The sequence below is a fragment of the Cellulophaga sp. 20_2_10 genome (assembly GCF_023476645.1).
GTDB lineage: Bacteria > Bacteroidota > Bacteroidia > Flavobacteriales > Flavobacteriaceae > Cellulophaga.
On sequence record NZ_JAMCOJ010000001.1, the window covers coordinates 355,336 to 381,765 of the forward strand.

23 protein-coding genes are annotated in these 26,430 nt (G+C 31.5%); 5 read left to right on the plus strand and 18 right to left on the minus strand.

The window, feature by feature from the left end:
- Positions 1–18: 18 nt before the first annotated feature.
- The 4 genes from M4I21_RS01640 to M4I21_RS01655 form a co-directional block, all read right to left on the minus strand.
- Positions 19–216: a hypothetical protein gene (locus tag M4I21_RS01640; protein WP_249557267.1), complete on the minus strand. Its 198-nt coding sequence runs from the start codon at positions 214–216 to the stop codon at positions 19–21.
- A 125-nt stretch (positions 217–341) separates the two neighbouring features.
- Positions 342–1,001: a hypothetical protein gene (locus M4I21_RS01645; RefSeq protein WP_249557269.1), complete on the minus strand. Its 660-nt coding sequence runs from the start codon at positions 999–1,001 to the stop codon at positions 342–344.
- Between the two features lie 85 nt (positions 1,002–1,086).
- Complete coding sequence (locus M4I21_RS01650) at positions 1,087–1,527, minus strand: hypothetical protein (protein WP_249557271.1); 441 nt, start codon at positions 1,525–1,527, stop codon at positions 1,087–1,089.
- 222 nt (positions 1,528–1,749) lie between these two features.
- On the minus strand, positions 1,750–2,220 hold the full coding sequence (locus M4I21_RS01655; protein WP_249557272.1) for a nucleoside deaminase: 471 nt from the start codon (positions 2,218–2,220) through the stop codon (positions 1,750–1,752).
- 237 nt (positions 2,221–2,457) lie between these two features.
- On the opposite strand from M4I21_RS01655, the gene M4I21_RS01660 reads away from it, so the two are divergent.
- Together M4I21_RS01660 and tamL are read left to right on the plus strand one after the other, a co-directional pair.
- A complete protein-coding gene (locus M4I21_RS01660) occupies positions 2,458–7,476 on the plus strand; it encodes a translocation/assembly module TamB domain-containing protein (RefSeq protein ID WP_249557274.1) in 5,019 nt (1,672 codons plus the stop codon).
- A gap of 13 nt (positions 7,477–7,489) precedes the next feature.
- A complete protein-coding gene (tamL, locus tag M4I21_RS01665) occupies positions 7,490–9,802 on the plus strand; it encodes a translocation and assembly module lipoprotein TamL (protein WP_249557275.1) in 2,313 nt (770 codons plus the stop codon).
- Positions 9,803–9,910: 108 nt separating this feature from the next.
- Here the strand turns inward: tamL and M4I21_RS01670 are convergent, their stop codons facing one another.
- The 8 genes from M4I21_RS01670 to M4I21_RS01705 form a co-directional block, all read right to left on the minus strand.
- Positions 9,911–10,849: a hypothetical protein gene (locus M4I21_RS01670; protein ID WP_249557277.1), complete on the minus strand. Its 939-nt coding sequence runs from the start codon at positions 10,847–10,849 to the stop codon at positions 9,911–9,913.
- A gap of 11 nt (positions 10,850–10,860) precedes the next feature.
- On the minus strand, positions 10,861–11,820 hold the full coding sequence (locus M4I21_RS01675; RefSeq protein WP_249557278.1) for a DUF6175 family protein: 960 nt from the start codon (positions 11,818–11,820) through the stop codon (positions 10,861–10,863).
- Positions 11,821–11,838: 18 nt separating this feature from the next.
- Positions 11,839–12,363 (minus strand): hypothetical protein, encoded by a 525-nt coding sequence (locus tag M4I21_RS01680; protein ID WP_249557280.1) that lies wholly within the window; start codon positions 12,361–12,363, stop codon positions 11,839–11,841.
- Positions 12,364–12,373: 10 nt separating this feature from the next.
- Positions 12,374–13,582 carry a hypothetical protein gene (locus M4I21_RS01685; RefSeq protein WP_249557281.1) on the minus strand — a complete coding sequence of 403 codons (1,209 nt, stop codon included), beginning with the start codon at positions 13,580–13,582 and terminating at the stop codon, positions 12,374–12,376.
- A 263-nt stretch (positions 13,583–13,845) separates the two neighbouring features.
- Positions 13,846–14,037 (minus strand): cold-shock protein, encoded by a 192-nt coding sequence (locus M4I21_RS01690; RefSeq protein WP_072302199.1) that lies wholly within the window; start codon positions 14,035–14,037, stop codon positions 13,846–13,848.
- Between the two features lie 198 nt (positions 14,038–14,235).
- Positions 14,236–15,498: a DUF2130 domain-containing protein gene (locus M4I21_RS01695; RefSeq protein WP_249557283.1), complete on the minus strand. Its 1,263-nt coding sequence runs from the start codon at positions 15,496–15,498 to the stop codon at positions 14,236–14,238.
- A gap of 262 nt (positions 15,499–15,760) precedes the next feature.
- The gene (locus M4I21_RS01700) at positions 15,761–16,753 is read right to left on the minus strand and encodes a hypothetical protein (RefSeq protein WP_249557284.1); all 993 of its coding nucleotides are present in this window, start codon (positions 16,751–16,753) and stop codon (positions 15,761–15,763) included.
- A gap of 80 nt (positions 16,754–16,833) precedes the next feature.
- Positions 16,834–18,504, minus strand: coding sequence for a hypothetical protein (locus M4I21_RS01705; protein WP_249557286.1), 1,671 nt, complete (start codon positions 18,502–18,504; stop codon positions 16,834–16,836).
- A 174-nt stretch (positions 18,505–18,678) separates the two neighbouring features.
- On the opposite strand from M4I21_RS01705, the gene M4I21_RS01710 reads away from it, so the two are divergent.
- On the plus strand, positions 18,679–19,248 hold the full coding sequence (locus M4I21_RS01710; RefSeq protein ID WP_249557288.1) for a Crp/Fnr family transcriptional regulator: 570 nt from the start codon (positions 18,679–18,681) through the stop codon (positions 19,246–19,248).
- Between the two features lie 70 nt (positions 19,249–19,318).
- Positions 19,319–20,062, plus strand: coding sequence for an acyl-CoA desaturase (locus M4I21_RS01715; protein ID WP_249557289.1), 744 nt, complete (start codon positions 19,319–19,321; stop codon positions 20,060–20,062).
- A 111-nt stretch (positions 20,063–20,173) separates the two neighbouring features.
- On the opposite strand, the gene M4I21_RS01720 is transcribed toward M4I21_RS01715, so the two are convergent.
- On the minus strand, positions 20,174–20,764 hold the full coding sequence (locus M4I21_RS01720; RefSeq protein WP_249557290.1) for a DUF6515 family protein: 591 nt from the start codon (positions 20,762–20,764) through the stop codon (positions 20,174–20,176).
- A gap of 230 nt (positions 20,765–20,994) precedes the next feature.
- Between M4I21_RS01720 and M4I21_RS18530 the strand changes: the two genes are divergently transcribed.
- Positions 20,995–21,123 carry a hypothetical protein gene (locus M4I21_RS18530; RefSeq protein ID WP_283771736.1) on the plus strand — a complete coding sequence of 43 codons (129 nt, stop codon included), beginning with the start codon at positions 20,995–20,997 and terminating at the stop codon, positions 21,121–21,123.
- Positions 21,124–21,434: 311 nt separating this feature from the next.
- Here M4I21_RS18530 and M4I21_RS01725 read toward each other — a convergent pair whose 3' ends face one another.
- From M4I21_RS01725 to M4I21_RS01745, 5 genes are all read right to left on the minus strand, one after another.
- A complete protein-coding gene (locus M4I21_RS01725; protein ID WP_249557291.1) occupies positions 21,435–22,163 on the minus strand; it encodes a LytR/AlgR family response regulator transcription factor in 729 nt (242 codons plus the stop codon).
- Positions 22,164–22,166: 3 nt separating this feature from the next.
- Complete coding sequence (locus M4I21_RS01730) at positions 22,167–23,141, minus strand: sensor histidine kinase (protein WP_249557293.1); 975 nt, start codon at positions 23,139–23,141, stop codon at positions 22,167–22,169.
- A gap of 71 nt (positions 23,142–23,212) precedes the next feature.
- On the minus strand, positions 23,213–24,433 hold the full coding sequence (locus tag M4I21_RS01735; RefSeq protein WP_249557295.1) for an ABC transporter permease: 1,221 nt from the start codon (positions 24,431–24,433) through the stop codon (positions 23,213–23,215).
- A 2-nt stretch (positions 24,434–24,435) separates the two neighbouring features.
- Positions 24,436–25,179, minus strand: coding sequence for an ABC transporter ATP-binding protein (locus M4I21_RS01740; RefSeq protein WP_249557296.1), 744 nt, complete (start codon positions 25,177–25,179; stop codon positions 24,436–24,438).
- A 4-nt stretch (positions 25,180–25,183) separates the two neighbouring features.
- The gene (locus M4I21_RS01745) at positions 25,184–26,428 is read right to left on the minus strand and encodes an efflux RND transporter periplasmic adaptor subunit (RefSeq protein WP_249557298.1); all 1,245 of its coding nucleotides are present in this window, start codon (positions 26,426–26,428) and stop codon (positions 25,184–25,186) included.
- Between the last annotated feature and the right edge of the window lie 2 nt (positions 26,429–26,430).

Sequence of the window (26,430 nt, forward strand, 5' to 3'; positions counted from 1 at the left end):
TTTAAAACTAAAGCGATATTAGCTTTTATACTTTCTTAAAATAAACAGTCTAATGCGCAGTATACCCAATACTACAATAGATGGTAGTACTATAATAATAAAGCTTAGGATACTAAATATCCACCAAGGAATATCTACACTATGGTTATATGCTGTACCTAATAAAAGGCCTATTGCCAAACTAACTATTACAGCAATACTACTTACTACATACAAATAGCTTTTAGGTTTTTTTATAGCGTACTTTTTAAATATGCCAAGTAGTAGTGTACAAATTATTGTGAGTATTATTGTGGCTATGTAGTACATGTCTGTTTTTTAAAATACGTAAAATAGTATTATTAATCGCTTATTAGATCGTACACTGTGTCGTCACTAATTATAGCTATAGGCTTTAGCTTTGTAGCTACTTTTGTAATTTTATTTTTAGGGCCCTTAAAAATCCTTTCCCCTGTAATAAAATTGGTACTGCTATGTTCTCTAGAACTTATTCCACTACCGTAATTAGCATACTCTGCTCCTATTAACACATAGTCTTTAGTTGTATTCTGATATTTAATTTTTAAAATATAATCATGTCTCATAGATTGATGCTTTAGATGAATCGTATTTTTAGCATCTACACTTAAACGATCTGCTATACTGTAATATATAAATGCATAGGTTAAGTTACCAGTCTGATTTTTTAACTTAAAAGTTCCATCATTTTGCCCTTCAAAAATAGCTAGTCTAATATCTTTTGAGTTAGCATACGCTTTGTTGTTTTCTCCGCTTGCTAGTAGAACCACGAAATCTAAAATAGTATCGTTATTAAAATCTGCTATACAAATGTTGTCCTTGTTATTTTCCGTTACAATTTCATATCCGTCAGGAATAAAATTTGTACTATTTTTAATTGTTGTCTTTTTTTCTTCGGTAGCAAATTCTTTTAGTTCTTGAGCTGTACTTTTAGCTGCATACGAAAAAATTAATAAAAGTAATAGCAATCTAAAATTCTTCATAAATACGTAATTAGCTGTTCTTTTATGCCCTATTTGGTAATTGCTCCTACTGTTCTCAAAAGGATAAAAAAAGTAGATGCAAATTTTATAGATGAGTTTTGCGCTCTAGTATTCTAAAAATTAAAATACTTACTACTGTGCCGGTTATAAAACCAAACATTAAATAATATCCAAAATCCACTTCTTTTAAATTGCTAATTTCTCCAGAAACGGTACCCTCTATATATGTACTAATCCTAAAAGCCCAAAACAAGATACCTGTACTAAAGATAACAAAGTAAACTAGCCCAGATATAGATTTTAATTGTGTTACTTTTTTAACAAATAAATACAGTAAAGGCACGCTAGCAATAACAATAGGAATTAAGAACCTTTTAAACAAGCTGTCTTTAATATAGTCACTAGCTATGGTAACCTTTGTGCCTGCTACATAAGAAATAGGAAAGTCATACATATAGTCTTGTATTAAAAAACCTATAACACCTAGTATAACAATTAAAATTACGTACTTCACTATCTGACTCATTTTTTAAAAAACTATAGAACACAATTCGTATAACAAAGTTAGCGCTAATTAGACTACAATAGAAGCCTATTAGTAGTGAGAACAAGCTCCCATTTTACAGGGTACTTGTAGCATTCTAAAAACTAGAATTAAATTGCATCGATTTTAATAAAAAAAGCTCTAATTAATACCAGTAGGTTACTAGTTTTAATTAGAGCTTTAAAAGTGATGTGCAGCTACAAACTAGTACTCTGTTTTATCTACTTTTTTAGTCCATTCCTGAAAAGGCTTTATAGCTATTTCTGGTGCCAGTTGCTCAAAAGGAATACTCCTTTCGCTATACGGTAACGGAATTTCTTTGTAAATAAACTCGTCATCAAAACCAATATTAGCGGCATCTCCTTGGCTACTTCCGTAGTACACTTTATCTGGTCTTGCCCAGTAAATTGCCCCTAAACACATAGGACAAGGCTCACAAGAGGTATAAATTGTACAACCGTCTAACTGAAACGAGTCTAAATTTTTACACGCATCTCTAATGGCTGTAACTTCTGCGTGTGCTGTTGGGTCATTGGTAGAGGTAACTTTGTTGTTACCACGCCCAATAATTTCTCCGTCTTTAACTATAACGCAACCAAATGGGCCGCCTTCGTTGTTTTGCATTCCTTTTAAAGCTGCGTTTACAGCTTCTTGCATAAACTTTTCTTTGCTCATTCTACTTCTATTTTTTTAGTAAAATACAAATCATTTTACAATTTTATAAAAAATGCAGCTTTATTATTCAGATCTATTTCTAAAATAGGCCCCATTAAAACCATAGCTACCTAAGTCCCAAATATATAGTTGTACCTTTTATATTTTTATAGATCGATGTTAATTCTTATACTTCTACAAAAGTAGGTGCCGTAAAGAATATGCTTTCCATAAAATTATTAGATATTTGCGGATTAAATGAAAAAGAAGAAAAACCGTATTCTTAAGCGTTCCCTTAAAGTACTTGCCGTACTTCTGCTCCTTTTTATAGGTGTTATCCTATTTATAAGAAGTCAGTGGGGACAAGATATTATAGTAACCAAGGTTGTAAATTACGTCTCTAGTAAAACAAATACGGAGGTACGTATAGATCGTCTTTTTTTAACTTTTTCAGGTAACATTTTTTTAGAAGGCCTTTATTTAGAAGACAAAAAAGGAGACACACTAGTGTATTCTAAAAACGTAGAGGCTAATCTACCATTTGCACCTATTATTTGGGGGAACGGTATAGAATTAAAACATTTAGAATGGGATGGTTTAAAAGCCAACATTACGAGAAAAGAAGACACTGAAAAATTTAACTTTAGTTTTTTAGTCGATGCTTTTGCTACACAAGATACGGTAGCAACTCCCACAGAAAGCAAACCCTTAGATATTACTATTGGCACTGTTTCTTTTTCTGATTTTGATGTTACCTACAATGATGATTTTTTAGGGATAAATAGCCATTTTAAATTAGGAAACTTAGCGTTAGATATAGAGGAGATTAATCTAGAAAAAATGCGTTTTATAGTTGATGAACTTGCTATAAAACAAACCCATATTAATTACACGCAAACCAAAGCTTTCCCTATAACGGAAGAAGATACTACAGCATCTCTGCTACCCTATTTTGCTATAAACAACTTATCTTTAGAGGCTGTAAAAGCAAACTATAAATCGGTTCCAGATCATATGCTGGCAACGGTACATATTGGCACTTTCACTGTAGATGCACCAAAAATAGATCTAACTCATAATGCTTTTAACATTGATCATGTAGCCTTAAAAAATTCTACCGTATACTTAAAAACAGCTGAACAAGAAGCAAGCAAAACTGACAGTCTTAGTGTACCTAAAACTAATACTACTTTTAAATGGCCTACATACACTGTGCAAGTACAAAAAGTAGATTTTAAAGACAATAATATAACTGTCTTAACCGGAGACCAAAAACCTGTTGTAGGTCTGTTTAATGCTTCGGCAATAGCTATTACAGATTTTAAGGTACAAGCTAATAATATAAATTATACCGCGGGTAAAGCCACTGTATACTTACATGCTTTCTCTTTTAATGAGCAAAGTGGTTTTAAACTAAAAAATGCCGCTTTTAAAGCTCGTATAGATAACAATTCTGTTGCAGTTTCTAATCTAGAACTACAAACCAACAAGAGTGCTTTATCTGGTAATGCATCCCTTAATTACACCTCTTTACAACAACTTATAGATACTCCGGAATTAGCAAGTATAAATATTGCCATACCTAAGCTAAATGTAGCTGTAACAGATGCTTCTGTTTTTCAACCAGAATTAGCTAAAAATGAATATTTTACTAAGGTTGCTCAAAAACAGATTACAGGGAATATTACTGCAAAAGGAACCCTAAAAGCTCTTAAAATTCCAGATGTAACACTAAAATGGGGAGAAAACACTCAATTAATAGCAAAAGGAGAATTGTATACTATTACAGATCCTGAATCCCTTTTATTCAATTTTAACACCATTAAAGCAACTACAGCTCGCAAAGATGTTTTAAATTTTGTTTCTGAAAAAGATCTAGGAATTTCTGTGCCAAAAACCATTGCTTTAACTGCTATGGCAAGTGGCAGTCCAACCAATATAAAAGGAAATTTAGAGCTTAAAATTCCTGAAGGAACAGCAAAACTTAGCGGTACTTATAGCAATGCTACTAAAATAGCTTTTACTGGTAATTTAAAGGTTGATAAGTTACAATTAGATAAACTTCTAAAAAACGAAGAACTAGGTGCACTTTCTTTTACAATGGATGTTGCTGGTAACGGTTCTAGTATAAACACCTTAAATGCTACTTTAGACACCCGTTTTACTGCTTTAGATTTTAATAATTACGACTTCTCTCCGCTTAATTTATCCGGGGAAATTACAAATGGCAAAGGTAATATTGATCTAAATTTTAAGGATGATAATTTAAACATAGAAACAAATACTCAGCTTAAGCTAGATTCTATTGCTTCTAACATAAAGTTAAAACTAAATCTTATTGGTGCAGATTTATATGCATTGGGAGTTACGCAAGAAAATGTAAAACTTGGAACAAAGTTAAATGCCAATTTTAGTGGTAATCCGGAAGATTTTAAGTTAAAAATAGATATTACAGAAACTATTGCCGTCTATAATAACGAGCAATACAGAATGGATACTATTGCAGTAGATGCAAAAATTGATACCAACAATACAAATGTGCTTGTTTCTAGCGATTTTCTTAAAGGAAACTTAAGCTCTAATGGTTCACCAGAACTTGTTTTTTCTGCCATAGACAAACAGTTTAAAGGTTATTTTTCTACTCAAGAAATAGATACTATTGTGAGTCCTATTGTCGTAGATGTAAACTTTCTACTAAAGCCCTCTCCTATTTTAACCGATGTTTTATTCAATGGCGTAGAGCAATTAGATTCTATAACAATGAAAGCTAATTTTAATGCTGCGACTAAAAATATAAGTGCACAGCTTTTAATGCCTTCTGCGGTATATAATGGTACTGCCATAGATAGTCTTAATGTATTGGTAAAAGGCAATGCTACAGATTTAAATTTCTCTGTCGGACTTAAAAGTTTGGTAGCAGATCCTATTTTAATTAAGGAAACATTATTTACAGGTAATTTAAAAAACAATGCGCTTTTATTAGATTTTTCATCTTTTGACGATGATAAAAAATTGGTGCATATAGCATCAGAAGTAACGCTAGCTAAAGATACTGTTCAGGTTCATATAAACCCGTCAGAACTTATTTTTAATAAAAAGCAATGGACAATTCCGCAAGAGAATAACATTACCATTGCAGAAAAAGTGTTCAACTTTAAAAACGTAAAATTTACCCAAGACACGCAAGAACTAGTAATTAGTAATACTATTGCTGGCAGTACTCAAGAACATCTTGGTGTTGTTTTTGATAATTTTAAACTACAGACCTTTTTAAGTTTATTAAATCCAGATGAAGCACTAGCTTCTGGCTTGGTAAATGGAAGCCTGGTGGTAGAAAACCCTTTTGGAGCATCTGGAATTGTAGCCGATTTTAAAATTAATCAGCTAAAAGCTTTACAAAACTCATTGGGTAATCTTAGTCTTAAAGCTGAATCTACAAGTAATTCTAAATACAATTTTAACCTATCTTTAAAAGATGCCGGTATAGATATGGATCTTAGCGGAGATTATGCTGCTGCCGAGAATGGCGCAAAACTGAATCTAGATTTAGACCTTAATAAACTAGAATTAAAAAGTATAGAATCTTTTGTAGAAGGTGCAATAACAAACGCAAAAGGTGCCATTTCTGGTACTGTAAAAGTATCTGGTACTACTACAGATCCAGAATACAAAGGAGATTTTACATTTAACAATACGCAGTTTAAAGTAGCAGCATTAAATTCGGTTTTTAAAATTTCTAATCAAAAACTAAAGATTAATAACTTGGGCTTATTCCTAGATAATTTTGAGATTAACGACAACAATAGCGATAGTTTTACCCTTAATGGAGCTGTTAAAACAGAAGAATTAACCAATCCCACTTTTGATCTTAATTTAAAAGCAGATGCGTTCCAAGTTATGAACTCTACCAAAGAAGATAACGAGTTGTTTTATGGTAAAGCAAGTATGGATGCAGATATTACTGTAAAAGGCAATATGAGCCTCCCTATTGTTACTGGTTTACTTAGAGTGCGTAAAGTTACAGACATGACATTTGTAGTGCCAGAATCGCAATTAGATGTAGAAGAAAGAGATGGTGTTGTAATTTTTGTAAATAGAGAAAATCCAGATGATATATTAACCCGTAAAGACAATGAAGAGTCTTCTTCTATTTTAAAAGGATACAAAGTAAATACGGTTTTAGAAATTGCTAATGATGCTGTTTTTAATGTTATAATTGATAAAAAAACGGGAGATAACCTAAGAGTTTCTGGAGATGCTGCTCTAAATTTTGGTATGAGCTCTAATGGAAATATGAGTCTATCTGGAAGATACGAGCTTAAAGATGGCCATTACGAGACTATTCTTTATAATTTAGTAAAACGCAAGTTTACTATTAAACCAGGCAGTACTATTACTTGGCAAGGAAACCCTATGGATGCAGATCTAGATGTTACCGCTATTTATAATGTAGAAACATCTGCAAGTACGTTAATGGCAAGTGTTACTTCTAGTGAAGATGCCAGCGTTTCTAGTAAATACCAACAAGTTTTGCCTTTTCTAGTGTATTTAAATGTAGACGGACAATTGTTAAAACCTGAGTTGTCTTTTGATTTGGATATGCCAGAGGAAGCACAAGGCTCTTTAAGTGGCGCTGTTTACGCACGAGTACAACAGTTAAACGAGCAAGAAACCGAACTAAATAAACAGGTGTTTTCTTTATTGGCTTTAAATCGGTTTTTCCCAGATACGGGTAGTGATGGTAGTGGCGGCGGTACAGCAACAATTGCACGTAATAACGTAAACAAGGTACTTTCAGGAGAATTAAATGCTTTTTCTGATAAGATATTTGGAAGCTCTGGATTTGAGCTCGATTTTGATTTGGATAGCTTTACAGATTACCAAGGAGAGAGCCCGCAAGACAGAACACAACTTAACATTAATGCCAAGAAAAAACTTTTTAATAACAGGTTAATTGTGTCTGCAGGTAGCGCTGTAGATGTAGAAGGTAGCGCACAAGAAGACCAAGGAGAAACACCTATTATTGGTAATGTAAGTTTAGAGTATTTACTGTCTGAAGATGGTAGATACCGACTTAAAGGTTTTCGTAAAAATGAATACCAGAATGTTATCGATGGTCAGCTTATTTTAACTGGTGTAGCCTTAATTTTTAATAGAGAGTTTAATAGTTTTAGCGAGTTATTTAATCCTATTAAAAAAGAAGAAAAGGCTAAAAGTAAAGAAGAGAAAAAGTCCAATAAAAAAGACGCAAATAGTAAAAGTAATCCTAAACAATAAAGCATACTTTAATTTGAAAAAAAACGCATCATATCATTATATTTTTATTCTACTAACACTAGTGGTTTGCTATTCATGTAGTGTAGCTAAGTTTATCCCAGAGGATGAAATATTATATGCTGGTTCTAAAATAATAGTAGAAACAGAAGAAGATACTATAAAAACAAAATTAATAAAGGAAGAACTAAATACATTACTACCGCTGCAACCAAATTCTAAATTTCTTGGAAGTAATTTTGGCTTGTATTATCACTACAAAGCACAAAAGGAAAAACCAGGATTTATTAACAAATGGCTGAATAAAAAGTTTGGAGAAGAGCCTGTTTTTTTATCAGATGTAGATCCTAAACGTGTAGAAAAACTAATACTAAACAGACTAGATAATAGAGGCTTTTTCTATAGCAAAGTAAAATCTGAAATAGATAGCACCAAAAAATATGCAGGTGTTACCTATACCGCAACTACACCCCGTCCCTATCGCTTAGAAAAGTTTGAGCTAGACAAAGATTCCTTGCCTATTTACAATGAAATTCAAGAAATACTAGCCGATACTAAAATAAAACCCGGAAATAGATTTGATTTAGAATTGATGAAATTTGAGAGAGAACGTATAGATAATCGTCTAAAACAGCGAGGATATTACAATTTTAATTCAGATTTTCTAATTTTTGAAGCAGATACCAATAGATACGATACGTCTAAATTTGACCTTTTTCTTCGTTTAAAGAAAAATACACCTCCAAAGTCTACCATACCCTATACTATAGATTCTATTACGGTTTACCCTAAATATGTTATTGGCGATACAGCTACTGTAGACCAAACCAGTGTTGTAAACGGAATTAAATTTATACAGCGAAATGAGTTTTTTAAACCGGAACAATTGCAACCTTATATTCTTTTTAAAAAAGGTCAAAAATACAATGCAAATACAGCCAGACTTACAAGTAACAGGTTGTCATCTATAGGAAGTTATAAGTTTGTAAACATTCAATTTAAAGAAAAAGATACTACTGCGGTCACAGACGGTTCTGGTTCTTTAGATATGGATATTTACTTGTCTCCGTTAACAAAAAGGTCTTTGCGAGCAGAATTGCAAGGTGTTACCAAATCTAACGGTTTTGCCGGCCCAGGAGTTTCACTATCTTACAACAATAGAAATGTTTTTGGTGGTGGAGAAACGTTAAGCATAACAGGTAGTTTCTCTTACGAAACTCAACTTTCTGGCAGTAGCGATTCTGGACTTAGTAGTATTGCCGGTGGTTTAAAAACAGATTTAATTATTCCTAGATTGGTGCCATTTTCTCCAAGTAGGTTTAAATATAATGTTCCTAAAACAAAAATTAGCTTGGGTGCAGATTTTTTAGATCGAAGTAAATTGTACACGCTAACGTCTTTTAATACTTCTTTTGGTTACATCTGGAAAGCCAATGACTATGTGTATCACGAGTTAAATCCTGTAAGTATAAACTATGTAAACTTAACAAACACTACCACGGAGTTTGAAGAAATATTAGATGATAATCCATATCTAAAAAGTAGTTTTGAACAACAATTTATAGCCGGACTTAATTACAAATTTACATATAACGAATTGGTAGATGAAAGTATAACAAAGCCTATTTTTATCTCTGCAAATTTTGATATCGCTGGTAATGCCTTACATCTTTTAAATGGCGGAAAAGAAACTGCTTTTGGTTTAGATTATGCACAGTATGCAAAATTAGATGTAGACTTTAGATACTATCTTAAATGGAAAAATGAACAAACATTTATAGCTAGAGCTTTTGCTGGCTGGGGATTACCATATGGTAACTCTACTACCCTGCCATTTGTAAAACAATACTTTTCTGGCGGACCATATAGTGTTAGAGCGTTTAGTATACGATCTTTAGGACCAGGAACTTTTTCTACGGATGATGCTAGTTCTTCTTATTTTGATCAGTCTGGTAACCTGCGTTTAGAAGCAAATCTAGAATATCGTTTTCCTATTTTTTCTTACTTAAAAGGAGCCTTGTTTGCAGATGCTGGTAATGTTTGGCTCACATACGATCCAGAAATATCTGATGACGAAACGGCAGAAGGCATCGCTTTTAACGAGCAATTAAAAAGTGAAGGTAAATTTGGTAACGATTGGGTTAGAGAATTGGGAGCGGGAGTTGGTTTTGGCTTGCGAGTAGACGTACAAAGTTTTGTTATTCGTTTAGATTTAGCATCGCCATTTAGAGTGCCGTATCTTACAGGAGGAGAACGTAGTAGAATTCCTTTTTTTGATGGTGGTGACGATAATCTAATGTTCAACTTTGCTATTGGCTATCCTTTTTAAAATGGGTACTAAACTTTAGTTCTACACTTGTATAAAACAAAAAGCCCATCAAATAAATTTGACGGGCCTTTCTAAACAAACTAATCTATCTTATAAAAAAAAATACGATTATCTCCAACTTCTTACATTGTAATTTACATTCTGAGGCTGATTTTTACCGTAAGCAACACCAACATCTCTAGCTGCTTTAATGTAAGTCTCGTTTAAGTCTAAAACTTTTAACTGGTATTTCCAATCTCTATCGCTTACATCTTTAACTCTAGCTGCAATTTTAGCATATAAAGACTTTACTTGTGAGTAACAAGAACCTTGTGGTTCTACGCTAGCTAAAATAGCTCCAGCTTCGTTAGCAGCATTTAAATCTTGATTTGCAGACCATATCGCTGTTGCTTCAGAAAGCTTTTGCTTACAATCTCTATCAATACTCTTTTGGTATAAAACTTTAATTTTAGATTTTACTTTATCAAAACAAGTACTCGCTTCAGGAACCGTAGTTAATAAAACCAATGCTTCTTCAAATTGATTCTGAGCTTCTAAAGCTGATGCCTTTTTAAGAATGTTAGAACAGTTAGCATTATAGTACTCTATAATTTTTGTCTTACCTGCTTCTACAAATTCTAAAACCTGAGCATTTTTAGGCGATAGTCTTTTAATAGCAGACATATACGCTTTGGTCTCATTAGTACCAACACCTTTTAACTCTATAGACTCACTAGCAAATATTGTACCTGCAATGCCATCGCCAATATATAATGTAACATTTAAATTTAATGCTATTTTTGGTGGTGCAGTTGCTGTAACATCTTTACTTAAAACAGTAACATTAGGTACCAATACAAACCTAGAGTTGTACGGGTTTTCACTAATTCCATTTTTAGTAATAATCTGTGCCAATCTATTTACAAGCATTTTTCTTGCAGAAGCTGGTACATTTTCAATTTGTTGTGGTACATAGGTCGCTAATGCAATACCGTCTGTATTTATTTTTTCTTGAGCAACCATTGAGCCTGCAACAGAAAATAATAGTATGTATAATAATTTTTTCATAATTCTATGTTTTATTTACCTCCTAATATAATTGTTGCTCTACCTAAACCTTTCATAACAAGTTTGTTCGGAATTCCAAAAGGATCATTTTTTAATTTTTTGCTTAAATCGTTAACGAATCTTCTAGCATCTATAGCTCTTCCTTTTTCATTAAAAAGAGGAATTCTAACTTGCTCAAATAAAGCCATATCTGCTGTCATATCTGTAGTGTTAAATCTACCTTTAACTGCATTATCTGCTATCCAATCTTCAATAACAATTCCTAACTCTTCGTCATCGTCACCAAATTCAGTTTCTAAATCACCATCCCAATCGTCCCATTTCTGGATTCTAATGATAATCTCACGTCCGTTTTCAAACATATCATCAAAATGCGTTTGTAAAGAACTAGAGAAATTATCCATATGAGATAATACTGCTTCTGAAAGTAAAACTGGTACTTCAGCAGCAAAAGAAGGAGCTCCTGTACCAGAAGCTGTAGCTACTTGCTTGTCTGTATATGCATCTAAACCTTGTAAATTAAAGTTAATAGACTTTTTAGGTCCCGTTTTATTAATTGTCCAAGTTAACTGCATAATAATATCCGCTTTCGCAACTTTTTTAAGTGCATCTATTGGACTTTCACTTACACCACTACCAGAATCTTTAGAAGAACGCATGTTGTCTTCTGCTGCATTAGACTCTAATGTTTTAATAGCAGATTCCATATTTTTAAGAGGAAAACCTCTTTCAGCCATCATACCGTTAATTTGACTAATTACTTGTAATACTTCTGCATTTTCTTGAAAAGCTCTTTTATAATCAGGAATTTTTACAATTGTTCCTTGATTATTGTAACTTAACATATATCCGTTTTGATTGCACCAAACATCACTAGGTACAACCATTATGGTTGGTTTCTTTGCCTGAGCAAAACTGAATGATACTGCTAGCATTAAAAAACCAACAAGTGCTATAATATTCTTTTTCATTATTTTATTTTTTTATGATTAAAATCCTGAGCTTAAACCTCTAATTATTCCTTTTGCTTCTAATGCTTTTCTTAATTGATCTGTGGAAACATTAACAACCACTCCTATTTTGTATTCTTTTTTGCTAACTTTTAAACGATCACCAGGTGCTATATTACCATCTGCTGCTGCTGTAACGTATTTTCTAAATTCGCCACCGTCTTTAAAGAAATCTGCAAAAAATACAGCGTGCTCACTCTCTGCTCCTACGTCTGTAACTAATGGTTTAAACGAAGTACAACCATTACCACCGCCAGAATATCCTTTAAAAACCATACCGTGTACGGCATTTTTCATTGCTTGCTCAATAGCAAACTTTGGGTTTTTAGAGTACGACCAAACTTTTACAAGTTTAGAGCCTTGCTTTGCAATGCCTTCACATTCCACATCATACCTCCACTGTTTAGTATCTCTATTTGCTTTTTTACGTTGTGCGTTGGCATTAAAACTAAAGCATACTAGTAGTACTGCTATTACGCCAATTTTTGATATAAATTTATTCATTGTATTACGTTTAATTAATTTGTCTAATTAACATTCCTGAGTAGTAGTTTTTACCACCTTTAAATAAAGTATACTCTTTTACATCTTTAGGTGCTTCAGTTTCTTCACCAGCTAAGAAACGGTTGTCCCAGATCTGTTTTTTATCAACTTTAATAATACCTTGTCTTTTGTAAAATGTTTTCCCGTTTTTATCTATAGTTTGTTCTAAAACTTCGTATTTATCTCCACCTTCAAGACCTTCTTTTAGTCCAATTTTAGCAGCTAAAGGATCACCACTCTGTAAAGGTGTCTTAGTTCTAAACACTTCGTATTTTCTTTGCAATTTTGCAATTACAGCATCAACAGCTTTAACTGTAGCAACTGCAACTAATTGTTCTTCACTTTTTCTGGTAAAGGACGTTGCTTGTAAATCTGCCCAAGCTATTTCTGTACCAACTAATTCTAATTTAAAAATATCAGATTCTTCAAAAGCAACTTTTCTTGCTTGATCTATGTCTGCATCATCATTCCAATAATCATTGTAAAAAATAGCAGCAGTTTCTTCATCCCAAACCAATTTGTATAGGTTAGATGTTGTTTTTATTACATATCCTTTACCTGCAACATCAAGGGTTTTTTTTGCTATTTTATTTCCCAAACCGCTATTACCAGTTAAGCTAGATGCAAATCCTAATCCTTCTTTTGCTTTTTCAGCAACTTCTTCTTTACTTATGTAGTCAAAATCATTAACTACAACAAAAGTTGTTTTAATAAGCTCTTCTCCAGCATCTGCTAATAAAGCCAAACCTCTTTCACTGCTTTTAGCAATCTTTACGTCTAAGTCTGTAGCGTTATAAGAGCCTCTTTCAGAAATAAGGTCCATATTAAAACCGCCTTGTGCACTTCTATTAAACCATTTAGCTACAACTGCTTTTGCAATGTTATTTTTTGAAAAATATTCTTGAATAGCAATTTTTTGAGCCGCCTTGATTTCTTCCTTAGAAGAAGAAGAATCGTAGGTTTTAGGCATTGTTCTTAAATCGATGTTGTGGTTATTAAACTTTTCCGGAATATCTGCCGAGATAAAAGCTTCTTCAATAACATCTGCATATTTTCTATCTTCATCTGTAACCATAACAGTAAACAGAGAGCTTCTTCTATATACTACGTCAGTTTTTTCCTGAGCATAGCTTCCAAAAGTACTTACAGATACCAATAAGCATAGTATTGTTTTTTTCATAGGTAATTATTTAAATTAATAGTTTGTTGTTTAAAGCATTTCTATATGGTGTAAATATAGAATGGAGGGTCAAAAGATTAATAGACGTATATATATTCGTATCTATTTAATCTTTATTCGTAATGCTTTTAAACTTTTTAAATAATTGAAGTGAAGTATTGTAATCTTAGGGTAGTATAATTTGGGGTATTGTAGGTGAGGTATATAAAAATAAAAAGCCCATCAATAAATTGATGGGCTTTTAAAAAACTTGAAATATATAATTAGATAACTTTTACGTTTACTGCATTTAATCCTTTGTTTCCTTCTTGTAAATCAAATTCAACTTCGTCACCTTCGCGAATCTCATCTACTAATCCTGAAATGTGTACAAAATGATCTTTGTCTACTCCTTCTTCAGTTATAAATCCGAATCCTTTTGTGTCGTTGAAAAATTTTACTGTTCCTTTACTCATAATAATATTGTAATTAATAATTTGATAATATGTTTGCAAAGATAATGCCAAATAAACTAACAAGACTACATAATAGTTAATAAAATAGAAAATAAAATGCTTTTATTTTTTAAACCCCTGCAAATCAATTGTTTAAAGTTATTTAATTTTCGCTTATTGCACTTCTCATTTATATTTAAGCAAAAGAGTATAAACAAGTTACATGTCTAACTCCTCATCATAACCAGGCAACTCCAGCGCTTTTACAGATTGTATTGCATTTCCTGCAATACCTTTAATAGAACCGTACATATCTATAGTATTGGTTACCACCTTATCTATTTGCTTCTCTCTTTGTTTCCAAATTCGTTGCATAGAACGCTTTTCACTTTCTAAATCAGATTTCATTTGTGTAAACCCTTCAACAATAGCTTCAATCTGCATTCTAAATGTAGTACTGGTAAGGTAATCATAAAGCAAATCCATTTTATCGCCTTTGTTCTCTTGGGTCATTATAGCATTGTTTACCTGCACAATGCCTTCTCTTAAAACAGTACACAATCCTTTAAACTCTTCGTAATTACAAATCCAGATTCCGTCTTTTAAGCCCATTCGGTCCATATCAGACGGCATAACTTCTGTAACTAAAACTCCAATATTTGCCCCTCTATCTCTAATGTCTGCTTTAAACTTCTCTATCCAACTTGGCTGAAAATCCTTGGTCCTTTTACTTTCGTAATAAATAGTACCGCAGTTCTGCTCTGTTCTAGTATGTACAATTTGTATACAATCTCCGCCTCTAGCTCCTTTTTTAATTTCTTCTATAGTATCTAACGGAAATTGTGATGCCAGCCACTCCTCTATTGCCAATTCTTGTACTTCTCCTTGCAATTGCATAGAACCTTGCTCTTGCTTACGTTTCATTTCTTCAGTAAGCTTTTTCTGGTCTTCTAACTGTTTTTGCATTTCTTTAAAACGCAATTCGTTTTTATCTTCTTCAGATTTTTTAATCTTCTCTTTTTCAGAAATAAGAATTTCATTTAATTTTTTCTGTGCCTCTGCTTCTGCTGCATCCTTAAGCTCTGACTTCTCTCTCTTTAGCTTTTCTATTTCAGCTTTAGATTTGTTTAGTTCTTTTACCTGTTCAGATTTTTCATTTAATTCCTTTTGTAAGGCACTAAACTGTTCAGACTGTTCTTCCTTTAATTTTAGCTTTAATTTAGCTTCAATTTCTTTTTTATCTGCTTTAAGCTGATTTTCTAATCGTTCTTGAAACAATTCATTTTCTTGCCTTTTCTTTTGCTCAAAAACTATTTTCTCTTGTTTCAGTTTCTCTTGCTCTCCTTGATACTTTCTTTTCTCTTCTGCAATTTGAGACTGATATTTTTGTTTTATTTCTTCTTCTAGTTGATGCGATAAAATGTCTTGAACATCTATTGACGTACCACAATTAGGGCATTTAATCTGATTTTCGTTCTTCATATTATGGAGTTCTATTCTGCTTGAAAAAGTGCAACTTATTACTATGTAGTAAAACTATAAAATACTTTTCTTAAATATATTTATATGTCCACAAAATATTTAAAATAAATTATAACACTATTTAAAGTAAGACTATAAAGATACCAACTTTAATACCATTTAGATTACGGATATCTGTATTCTATACTAAACTAAAAACCCAATCTTCTTATTTTGAAGATTGGGTTTCTTAAATAACAACAAATACTATTCTAATAGCTTACTATTCTTGCTTTAAGTATTTTTCAGGGAATAATATACGTGATAAATTCATATATCTAGAATCGAAAAAGAAGCTAGATTTTGTTTTTCCGATAATAATCATCTTGTAAGGATTTTTATAACTATAAGATTCCGTATTAACTGCTATTTTTATGCTTTCGTTATTTTTATTTTTTATATAAGAAGAATAGCCAATCTTATCTAAATAATAATTATTTACTTCAGTAGGTTCTAATTTATAAAGGTTCAAATCCCAATAACCGCCCCAAGAAGACTGAATAGTAAGAACGGGAGTATTTACCTTAGCTTTATAAATCGTTGATAACTGCTTTACTACGACTTCATCTAAAAACTCATAATTACCATTCTTATTAGGTTGAACTTTAACTTTTTTAATCATTTTATAAGTGTCGTTATAAAAAGTATAATATCCGTTATTTTTAATTGCTAATCCAACCGGATGCATATCTTTCTCTATCAATTCAAGATTAGACGATCCGTAAGTTAAATTAGTTAATGGCGTTAGTGCATTACCATTTTTAAAAAGTTTAAACTTATTATTATCTAGATAAAGTTTTAATAAACTATTGGTTTTATCACCATTAATGTTGTGCAGTTGAACTTCTCTAGCATAAATATATTTTTCAGAAAGCTCAATGGTATCGTTTGTTTCAAAATTTATTAAAACTGAGTTTTTTTCGTTGGTGAATAAATAATAATCTTCATTATTTATGTTAATATTTATTATATATTTTCCAGGAGATTTAAATTTTTCTCCCGTTTTTAAATTAAATAAATCTTTACCATCAAACTCTGCATAAGTAAAGTCATTAAATAACTTTAGACTTTCATAATTAGGCGCTTCTATTTCATTAGCTAAAGAATCTACAACTCCCCATTTATTTTGGTGCTGAAATGGCACAATTTTTCTATATTCTTGAGCTTGTGAGCTTATACTAAAAATAAGTACTAATAAGGAAATGTATTTTTTCATCTTTAATTATTTTAGGACTCTGGTTAAGAGTGTTTTTATTAGTATTTATAATCGTTTTTTTTCTACGAATAAAAAAAAAGCTATTCTTTTTTTAGGCTTTTACTCGGTATTTCAATTTCAAAGGGAACTTCTGTTGTATAATTATCAGTAGAATATTTCCAATCATAAGGTTTATGCCTAATAATTATTGTTTTAGGTTCAGTTTTAAAATTTATAATTACGTGGTTCTCTTGATCTGATTCTAATACGTAATACGGTATTGATGTTTCTAAGTCTTCATTTGTAAATGCATATAAAAAGAATTGCCCTGAAGAGCTATCTACTTTTGCATCTAAAGAATTGGTACGCTTATCATAACGATATGTTTTGGGTAGTTTATCTAATGTATAAACTTTTTCTTCAATTTTTTCTGTACTTACACTTATTGTGCCACTTACTTTTGTATATAAAATAGTATCGTCTTGCATCTCAAACGTTCTACTTTGTATACTTTCTGGATTTCCTATTAAAAAACCATTGTAATAACTATCTGTTCTACCAACTTCTATAGAATCGTTCTCTTCTGTCTTTACATATAGATCTGTTACATAAATTTTATTAAGATTGTCATAATTAGAAGGTAAAGAAGTATATAAATTGTATTTATTGTCCTGGTTTAAAGCTACAAAACGCGTTTTTAATTCCTTTTTTATAATAGAATTAGTTAAAAGTTCTAATTTTTTATATACTGGTTTTTCAATGTATTTATCTTCCTTTAAAACGGTGCTAGCAAGTACTTCATTTGCTACTGGTTTTAAACTTAAGACTTCCTTTTTTCCCTTATTTGAACGAAGAAAAAAGTTTAACTTATCAATTTTACCCATACCTCTAAGGTTAACAACATACAGGGGATTATATTTGTGGTTTGGATCTTTACTTTCTTCTTTATACCTATCTCTTAAATTATAATAAGATTGTAATAACTCTGGATAAGGCATATCATTTTTTCTGTACCATAAATAATGTCTAAAATCTATAATACTCCCATCACTTTTAATGGTTTTTCCTTTTTCGTCTGCAACACTAATACTTAACCTATCAAAAGTAACTTTTAATGTATCGTTTTTAAACTCTGTAAAACGACCTTTTTTATTTGGTTTTTTATAATTACCATCACTAAACAAATTGTTTTTATAACCTATTGGTTCTTCTGCAGTGTCTCCTCTGTTTGTACGTATGCCATAGGTATAAGAATAATCGTTTGTTTCTGCTGTATTTTCTAATACTAAAGTTGCTGCATCATTTCTTACATCTAATACTGTAATATTTAAGCCATCTTTTATAAATTTAGTACCAACATCTTCTTTTGTTAAAGAAAACTTATCGTAACTATCTGGTACAAAGACAGAGAATTCTACATATACAGTATCTTCTACAACATCTTTAAAAACTACTTGGTGTGGGTATTGTAGAGGGTTACTAATGTTAGAATAACTGTAATTTAAGGTAGAGTTATCATCTTTCTTAATAGTAAAGTTCTGTTGTAATTCTTTTTCTAATTTTTTAATATCAAAAATACTATCATAAAAAACAGGCTCTTCTTCATAAAAACTCTGTAAATCTAAATTATAATAGTAATTAGAACCTCCATACCTATTTTCTAGTTCTGCAAACTCTAAAAATACTTTTTGCTGTTCTGTTAGCTCCTTTTTACAAGAAAAAAAAGATGAAAAAACAACGATTATAGCACTTAAATAAATAAACTTTTTCATTCTATGATCCACTTTAATGTGGCAACCAAAAATAGATCAATTTGCGATAGGAAGATATAGTGCGTATATATTTGAGTAGTCTTGACCTATATTCGTTGTAATTATAATTATAAATTGACGCATAAAAAACAGTAATGCTTATCTTTACAGGCTTAATTACTAGGATTAAAAGGTTTGGACCAGATAAAAGCATACTTAGATCAAATAGCAACAATTTCTAATGAAGATTGGGCGTTTTTTACGTCTAAATTACAACGTCGTGTAATTCCTAAAAAGACTGTTTTTTTAAAGGTTAATGAAATAGAAAATCATATCTCTTTTATAGAAAATGGCGTGGTGCGTTTGTTTATACCTAAAGAAAATCCGGACAAAGAAATTACGTTTGGCTTTAGTTTTGACAATCAGTTTGTTAGTGCATACGATTCTTTTTTAACACAACAACCCTCTGCCTACGAGCTACAAGCACTTTCTAACACTACTCTTTTAAGTATAACGTATAACGATTTACAAGAGATTTACGCTAAAACGCAAATAGGTAATTTTATAGGTAGGTTAACAGCAGAACGTTTGTTTTTATTAAAATCTAAGCGAGAACAGAATTTATTAAATCTTACCGCAGAAGAACGCTACCTTAAATTATTTAAGGAAAGGCCAGAGCTTTTAAAGATAATTCCATTAAAGTACATAAGTTCTTACATTGGTATAACGGCACAAGCTCTAAGTCGTATAAGAAAGCGCCTATAAGCCCATTTTTATTGACTTAGGTTCATTGTTTATAGTAAAATAGCGGTATACCTTTGTAAAAAAAAGAGTTATGGCAGTAGTCATTTTTATTATAGTACTTTGGTACGGAGGTTTATTTTTTCAATCTTTCTTTTTACACAGGTACGCAGCACACCAAGTTTTTACCATGTCCAAAACTATGGAACGTATTACGTTTGTATTAACTTGGATTTTTCAAGGTTCTAGTTACTTAAGCGCTTATGGTTATGGTGTTATGCACCGTATGCACCACGCGTATACAGACACAGAAAAAGATCCGCATTCACCATCTCATGATGCCAACTTATTTGCTATGATGTGGCGTACAAAAACAGTTTATCAGGATATAAATAAAGAACGCATTGCTGTTGATCAGCGTTTTACTAAAAACGTACCACAATGGAAAGCTTTTGATACTTTTGCAAGTTCTAGATTTTCTAGATTGCTTTGGCTAACATTGTATATTTTGTTTTTTGCATACTTTACAACAGCAGTTTGGCAGTGGGCATTATTACCAATTGCTTTTTTAATGGCACCAATACACGGTGTTATTATTAACTGGTTTGGTCATATTTATGGCTACGTAAACTTTAAAATGAAAAACACCAGCAAAAACCTTTTCAGGTTCGATTTTTTAATGATGGGTGAAGGTTACCATAACAACCACCACAAATATGCTAGTAGAGCTAATTTTGGTGTAAAATGGTACGAGGTAGATGTTACCTATGTTATTATTAAAATACTAAATGCATTTGGTCTTATTAAGCTTAGAACTATTAGAGTTTCTAATAAATAGTTTTGACGTCGCTTTATTTATTCTTTTATAATAGGTAAACAACGAAAAAAAGGAGGATAATTAGCATCTAATTATCCTCCTTTTTTTTAAACTAACCTAAACAAACCCAACTTAATTCATATCTATAATACCAACAACCTCATAGGCTCTTGTTCCGTTTACTTGTACTTTTTCATACAATACATTAGCATACTCGTAATACGATTGTCCGTCTAAGGTTACCTTTTCATAATCGTCTGGTAACTCATACACAATAGTACCAACTTCTGGATCTACAACCTCGTATTCATTATTTATTTGTGAGTAAAAAATACCTTGCACATTAAAATAAGTGTGATTGTTAAAGCGTACGCTTTTATAGTTTGTAGGCAATACTTTTATTCTAAACCCAACTTTTGGTGCAATTACAATATACCTACCTCTAGATTGTGTATAAAACCTATTATTAGCATAGTAGTAATCTTGCCCTCTATGTTTTATAACTGTTCTATTAGGTACTGTTCTTACAGATACAACTTTCTTTTTAGGTGTTTTGTACGTTACTTTTGTACTTGGCACTCTTCTACTTGTTGTACTTCTTGTGGTTGTAGTTGTTACTACAGTTTTCTCTTTCGTAGTAAGTTTTCTTTGTGCCGAAACTTGTGTTGTAAACGCCACCAAAAGAGTTACAGGTACTATGTATTTTTTAATTAATGTTTTCATAATTGATACATTTTAAGGTTAAACTTTCTACTTTAATAAGACTCTATTTTTTATTAATAGTTTAAAAGTATACTCAAAAAGTGTGTTAAAAAAAGCAAATAGATAAATGCATAAATTGTATCTACGACTACAATGTTTTTATAGATTAAATATTATTAACTTATACAATTATTAAATATACCGCATAAAAAAAGGCGCACTATAAATGCACCTTTTTTAAAATTACTTAAATGGATTATTTTAATAACGCAAGTAAACCTGTTAACTCTGTTAAGTTTAAACTTGAATTACTATCTGTATCTAAAACATTAAAATTTTCTGACACAGATCCAATTGCTTCTGTAGAGCTAATAGCCTGATCTTTATTAGAATCTAATAAACTAAAAAGACTAGATATTTGTTGAACTGTAGAGTTAGAGCTTAATGAACTTAATAAAGTTGCTGCATCTGCAATATTTGATGTATTTACGTTTTTAACGCTATTACAACTTAATAAACTTACTGTAACTACTTAGGTTAGTGCTATTTTTTTCATGATCTATTTGTTTTATTGTTAATGTTACCGCAAAGATAAGTGCTCCTCTAAATATTCAAGTGTAAAATAGACAGGTACTAATTACTAATCTACCAAACACATTTTTTTATAGACCAAATAATAATTAGCATGTTTTTAAAGAGAGTTATTATTTGCAAATTCTAGAAAAGCAGATTTATACTGCTCTGAAACCGTTATACGTTGCTTATTAATAATAATCTGACTACGTTCTATAACATCTATATTTTTTAAAGAAACAATAAAGGATCTATGAACACGCATAAAGTTGGTTTTTGGCAACTCCTCTTCCAAAGACTTTAAACTCATAAGTGTTAAAACAGGTTTAGGATTATCTTTTAACCATATCTTTATATAATCCTTTAAACCTTCAAAATACAAAACGTCTGCAAGTTTAATTCGCAATTGTTTGTACTCAGATTTTACAAAAAGAAATTCTTTTTCTTCTGAAACTATAGGTTGGTTTTTTCCTTTCACTAACGAAAACCAAGTACTTGCTTTGTTTGCTGCTGCTAGAAATTCTGCATAATCAAAAGGTTTTAATAGATAATCTAAAGCCTCTACATTAAAGCCTTCTAAAGCATACTCATCAAACGCAGTTGTAAATATTACACGTGTTTCTTTTGGTAGCATTTTAGAGAACTCTATGCCTGTTAAATCTGGCATTTGTATGTCTAAAAATAATAAATCTACAGGTTCGTTTTTAATACACTCCAAAGCTTCAATTGCACTACTACACTTTTGCTTTAACTCTAGAAAAGGGGTTTTTTCAACATAGCTTTCTACTAAATTAAGCGCCATAGGTTCATCATCTACAATAACACAAGTAATTTTTATATTGCTCATAATCTAGTTGGTTTCAATTTCTAAATGAGATACAAAATAGTTGTTCTCTAGAGTTGTTTTAAAGTTGTATTTCTTTGGATACAATAACTCTAAGCGCTTTTCTATATTAAGAAGCCCTATTCCAGAGCCACTTTTATCATCTATCTTTTTAGGAAAATCATTATTTTTTATAGTAAAATATACCGTCTTTTCTTTACAAATCATTTCTATATTAATTATACTCTTTTTACTTGCAGATACACCGTGTTTAAAAGCATTTTCAATTAATGAAATAAATAATAATGGAGCAATTTTTATTCCTGTTTCTGTAGTAGGGAAACTATAATTTACTGTTGTTTTATCTGATACACGCAATTTCATTAATTCTATGTATTTTTTCATAAAATCTATTTCTTTAGATAACGAAACCTGCTCTACATTAGTTTCATACAACATATAACGCATAAGTTTACTTAAACTATGTATAGCTGTTTTAGCCTCATCTGGCGATACATCTACCATAGCATAAATATTATTTAATGAGTTAAAAAAGAAATGTGGTTGCAATTGGTAATGCAAATGCTGTAGTTCTGATTTCAGTTTAAAATTAGCAGCCTCTTTATGTTCTGCCTCTGTTTTAACCCAACGCTTGGTTGTTTTAACCGCAATAGAAAACAACAAAGGCGCCATATATGATACCATTTGAACATAAATAAACATTTTAAATCTTGGGGCTCCACCTTCTTTGGTATTGATACGATTTTTGGTTAGCTCTTCAAAAAAAGTTGCTTCTATAGTCTCTTTACAAAAAATGAAAAAAGAAATTATAATTATGTTAATACCTACAAACCAAATTATTTTTTTTGGAAATAAAAATTTATCAATTAGCACAAAATAATTAAAGTAAAATAGAATTGCCGAAAACACCAATGGAGTCCAAAAATGAATAACAACTCTATTTATTTCTTGTTCCTGTCCGTAAGATAATAAGTAAGGCATACTAAAGAGTACAATCCAAATCAGTATATGCGATAATAGGGTTATATTTTTGTTTTTTAACATCATATATATTATTCGTAACGTAATGCGGTTATTGGGTCTAAAGCCGATGCTTTTCGAGCAGGATACCATCCAAAAAAGATACCAGTTACTGCACAAACAGCAAAAGAAATCACAATAGAATACAAGGCTACGCTTGTAGGCCAATTTAAGAATTTTTCTATAAACACGGTGGCACCAAGCCCTAATAAAACACCTAAGAGTCCACCGGTAATACTTATTAAAATGGCTTCAATTAAGAATTGCATTAAAATATCTGCACCTTTAGCACCAACTGCCATACGCAAACCAATTTCTTTTGTACGTTCTTTTACAGATACATACATGATATTCATAATACCAATACCTCCTATTAATAGAGATATACTGGCTACTGCAACTAGTAAAATAGTAAGCATTTCACTAGTAGAACTAAATGTAGAAATTAACTCTTCCATAGATTTTACACTAAAATCATCTTCTTGATTGTCTAATAACTCATGTTCGGTTCTTAATATATCTATCACTTGGGTAACCGCTTCGGTTGCTTCATCTTCACTTATTGATGATGCTATAATCTGATTTAAATGATCGATTGCCAAAATACGTTTCTGTACTGTTGTATAGGGTGCAATAACTACATCATCTTGATCTTGCCCAAAAGTATTTTCTCCTTTTTCTTCTAAAACACCAATTACTTTAAACGGAATATTATTAAAACGAATCATTTGCCCTACTGGCTCTTGACCATCTGGAAATACGTTTTCTACTACAGTCTGACCAATTACAGCCACTTTAGAAGCAGACTTCACTTCTGCATCTGTAAACATACTTCCACTTTGTAAGCCTACTACTTTAATTTTAATATAATCTGGGTTTACACCGTAAATACTACTTGGCCAGTTATTAGAGCCATTAATAATTTGTCCACTTCCATTTACAAGAGGCGTTACATAGCTTAATAAATCAGCTTTTTCTTTAATAACCTCGTAGTTTTCAAGTGTTAATGTTTGAACATCGCCTCCACTCCCTCTTGCAGGTCCTTTATCATCTGCTCCTGGTTTAATGGTAATCATATTAGAACCCATAGCAGAAATAGAAGTACGTATACTTTCTTTAGAACCTTCACCAATGGCTAACATAGCAATTACAGATGCTACACCAATGATGATACCTAACATGGTAAGCAATGTTCTTGTTTTATTAAGAATAATTGCCTTTGTTGCGATTTTAAATAAATTTAATAGTCTCATAATTAATGGTCTTGTTTAGGTAATTTTGCTAACTCTTCTTTTGCCGATTGTACATTTTCATTTTTGTAATCTTGAATGATATTTCCATCTTTTAAAACAATGGTTCTACTACTAAATGTTGCAATATCTTCTTCGTGCGTTACAAAAGCGATAGTAATACCTTGTTCATTTAACTCTTGAAAAATGGACATAATTTCATAGGCAGTTCGTGTGTCCAAGTTTCCTGTTGCTTCATCGGCAAGTAACATAACAGGATTATTAACTAATGACCGTGCAATGGCAACACGTTGTTGTTGCCCTCCAGAAAGTTGTGAAGGTTTATGGTCTAATCTTTCGCCCAAGCCTACTTTTTGCAAAGCTTCAATAGCACGTTTTCTGCGTTCTTCTGTAGACACTTTACTATTATATAATAGCGGTAATTCTACATTTTCGATAGCAGATGTTCTTGCCAATAAATTATAGGATTGAAAAATAAATCCGATTTTTTCATTACGTATGGTTGCTAACTGATTTTTAGTAAGGTCTTTAACCTTAACACCATCAATTTCATAGTTGCCAGATGTAGGTTGGTCTAAACAACCCAATATATTCAACATCGTACTTTTTCCAGAACCAGATGACCCCATAATGGTTACAAACTCACCTTCTTTTATATCAAACGAAATACCTTTTAACGCGCGTACCGTTTCGGATCCCATGGTAAATTCGCGTTTTAAATCTTCTATTTTTATAATTGCTTTGCTCATAGTATTATCTTTTTCCTCCACCTCTTGTTGTTTGTGGCATAAATGGACTTTCGCTTTTATCTGTTGTTTTTGTTTCTGAAGCACTAACGCCTTCTAAACTGTACACTAATTTATCACCTTCAGAAATACCTTCTAAAATTTGAACGTTAACACCATCACTTGTTCCTAAAGTGACTTTTTGAGATTTTATTTCTCCAGTACTACTGTAAACCCAAACAACGCTACCATTCTTTTTATTTGTTGATGACCTATCTGTTGATTTTTCATTTGATCTTTCATTAGATGCTTCAACCTTTATATTTTGTTGTTCGTTATACGCTTCAAGCTCTAGTCGTGTTGGCTTAAAATTAATGGCTTTGGCTTCAGCTGTTAACACATCTTTTAATTCTAAAGTGTAAATAGAAATGGTAGCTGTTAAACCTGGTTTTAATTTTAAGTCTGGATTATCAGCTTTAATCACAACCGTATAAGTAACCACGTTAGAAGTTACGGTTGGGTTTAATCGTACTTGTGTAACAACGCCTTCAAATTCTTCTCCTAAATAAGCATCAACAGTAAAACTAACACGTTGCCCTTCTTTTACCTCTCCTATGTCTGCTTCATCAACATCAGCTTCTACCTGCATTTCTTTTAAATCTTGTGCAATGGTAAACAAGGTTGGTGCACTTAAACTTGCGGCTACAGTTTGACCTTCGTCAATGGCTCTCGATAATACCACACCATCAATTGGCGAAAATATATCGGCATAACTTAAATTGGTTCTCGCTTTTTGTAAATCAGACAAGCGTTGAGTCACTGTGCTTTTTGCAGTTTCATAATTGAAGTTTGCATCATCAAAATCAGACCTACTTATAACCTGACTGTCGTATAATGTTTTTTGACGGTCGTAAATGGTTTTTGTGTAGTTTTTTTGATTTACAGCATTATCATAAACAGCTTGTGCCTGCGATAATGTAGCTAACAGATTAGTTTTATCTAATTCTGCTATTAATTGACCTGCTTTTACTTCACTGTTATAATCTACATATATTTTCTCTACAACACCAGAAACTTGTGTACCAACATCTACTTGGTTTGTTGGTTCAATGGTTCCTGTTGCTGTTACCATTGTAGTAACATTTGCTTTTTTAGCACTAACTGTTTTAGGTTCTATAATTATTGCATTATCGCTTTTAAAAAAGCTGTAAACACCAATTGCTAGTGCAATTAATACAATACTGACTATTATTATGTTTTTTTTATTTTTCATAA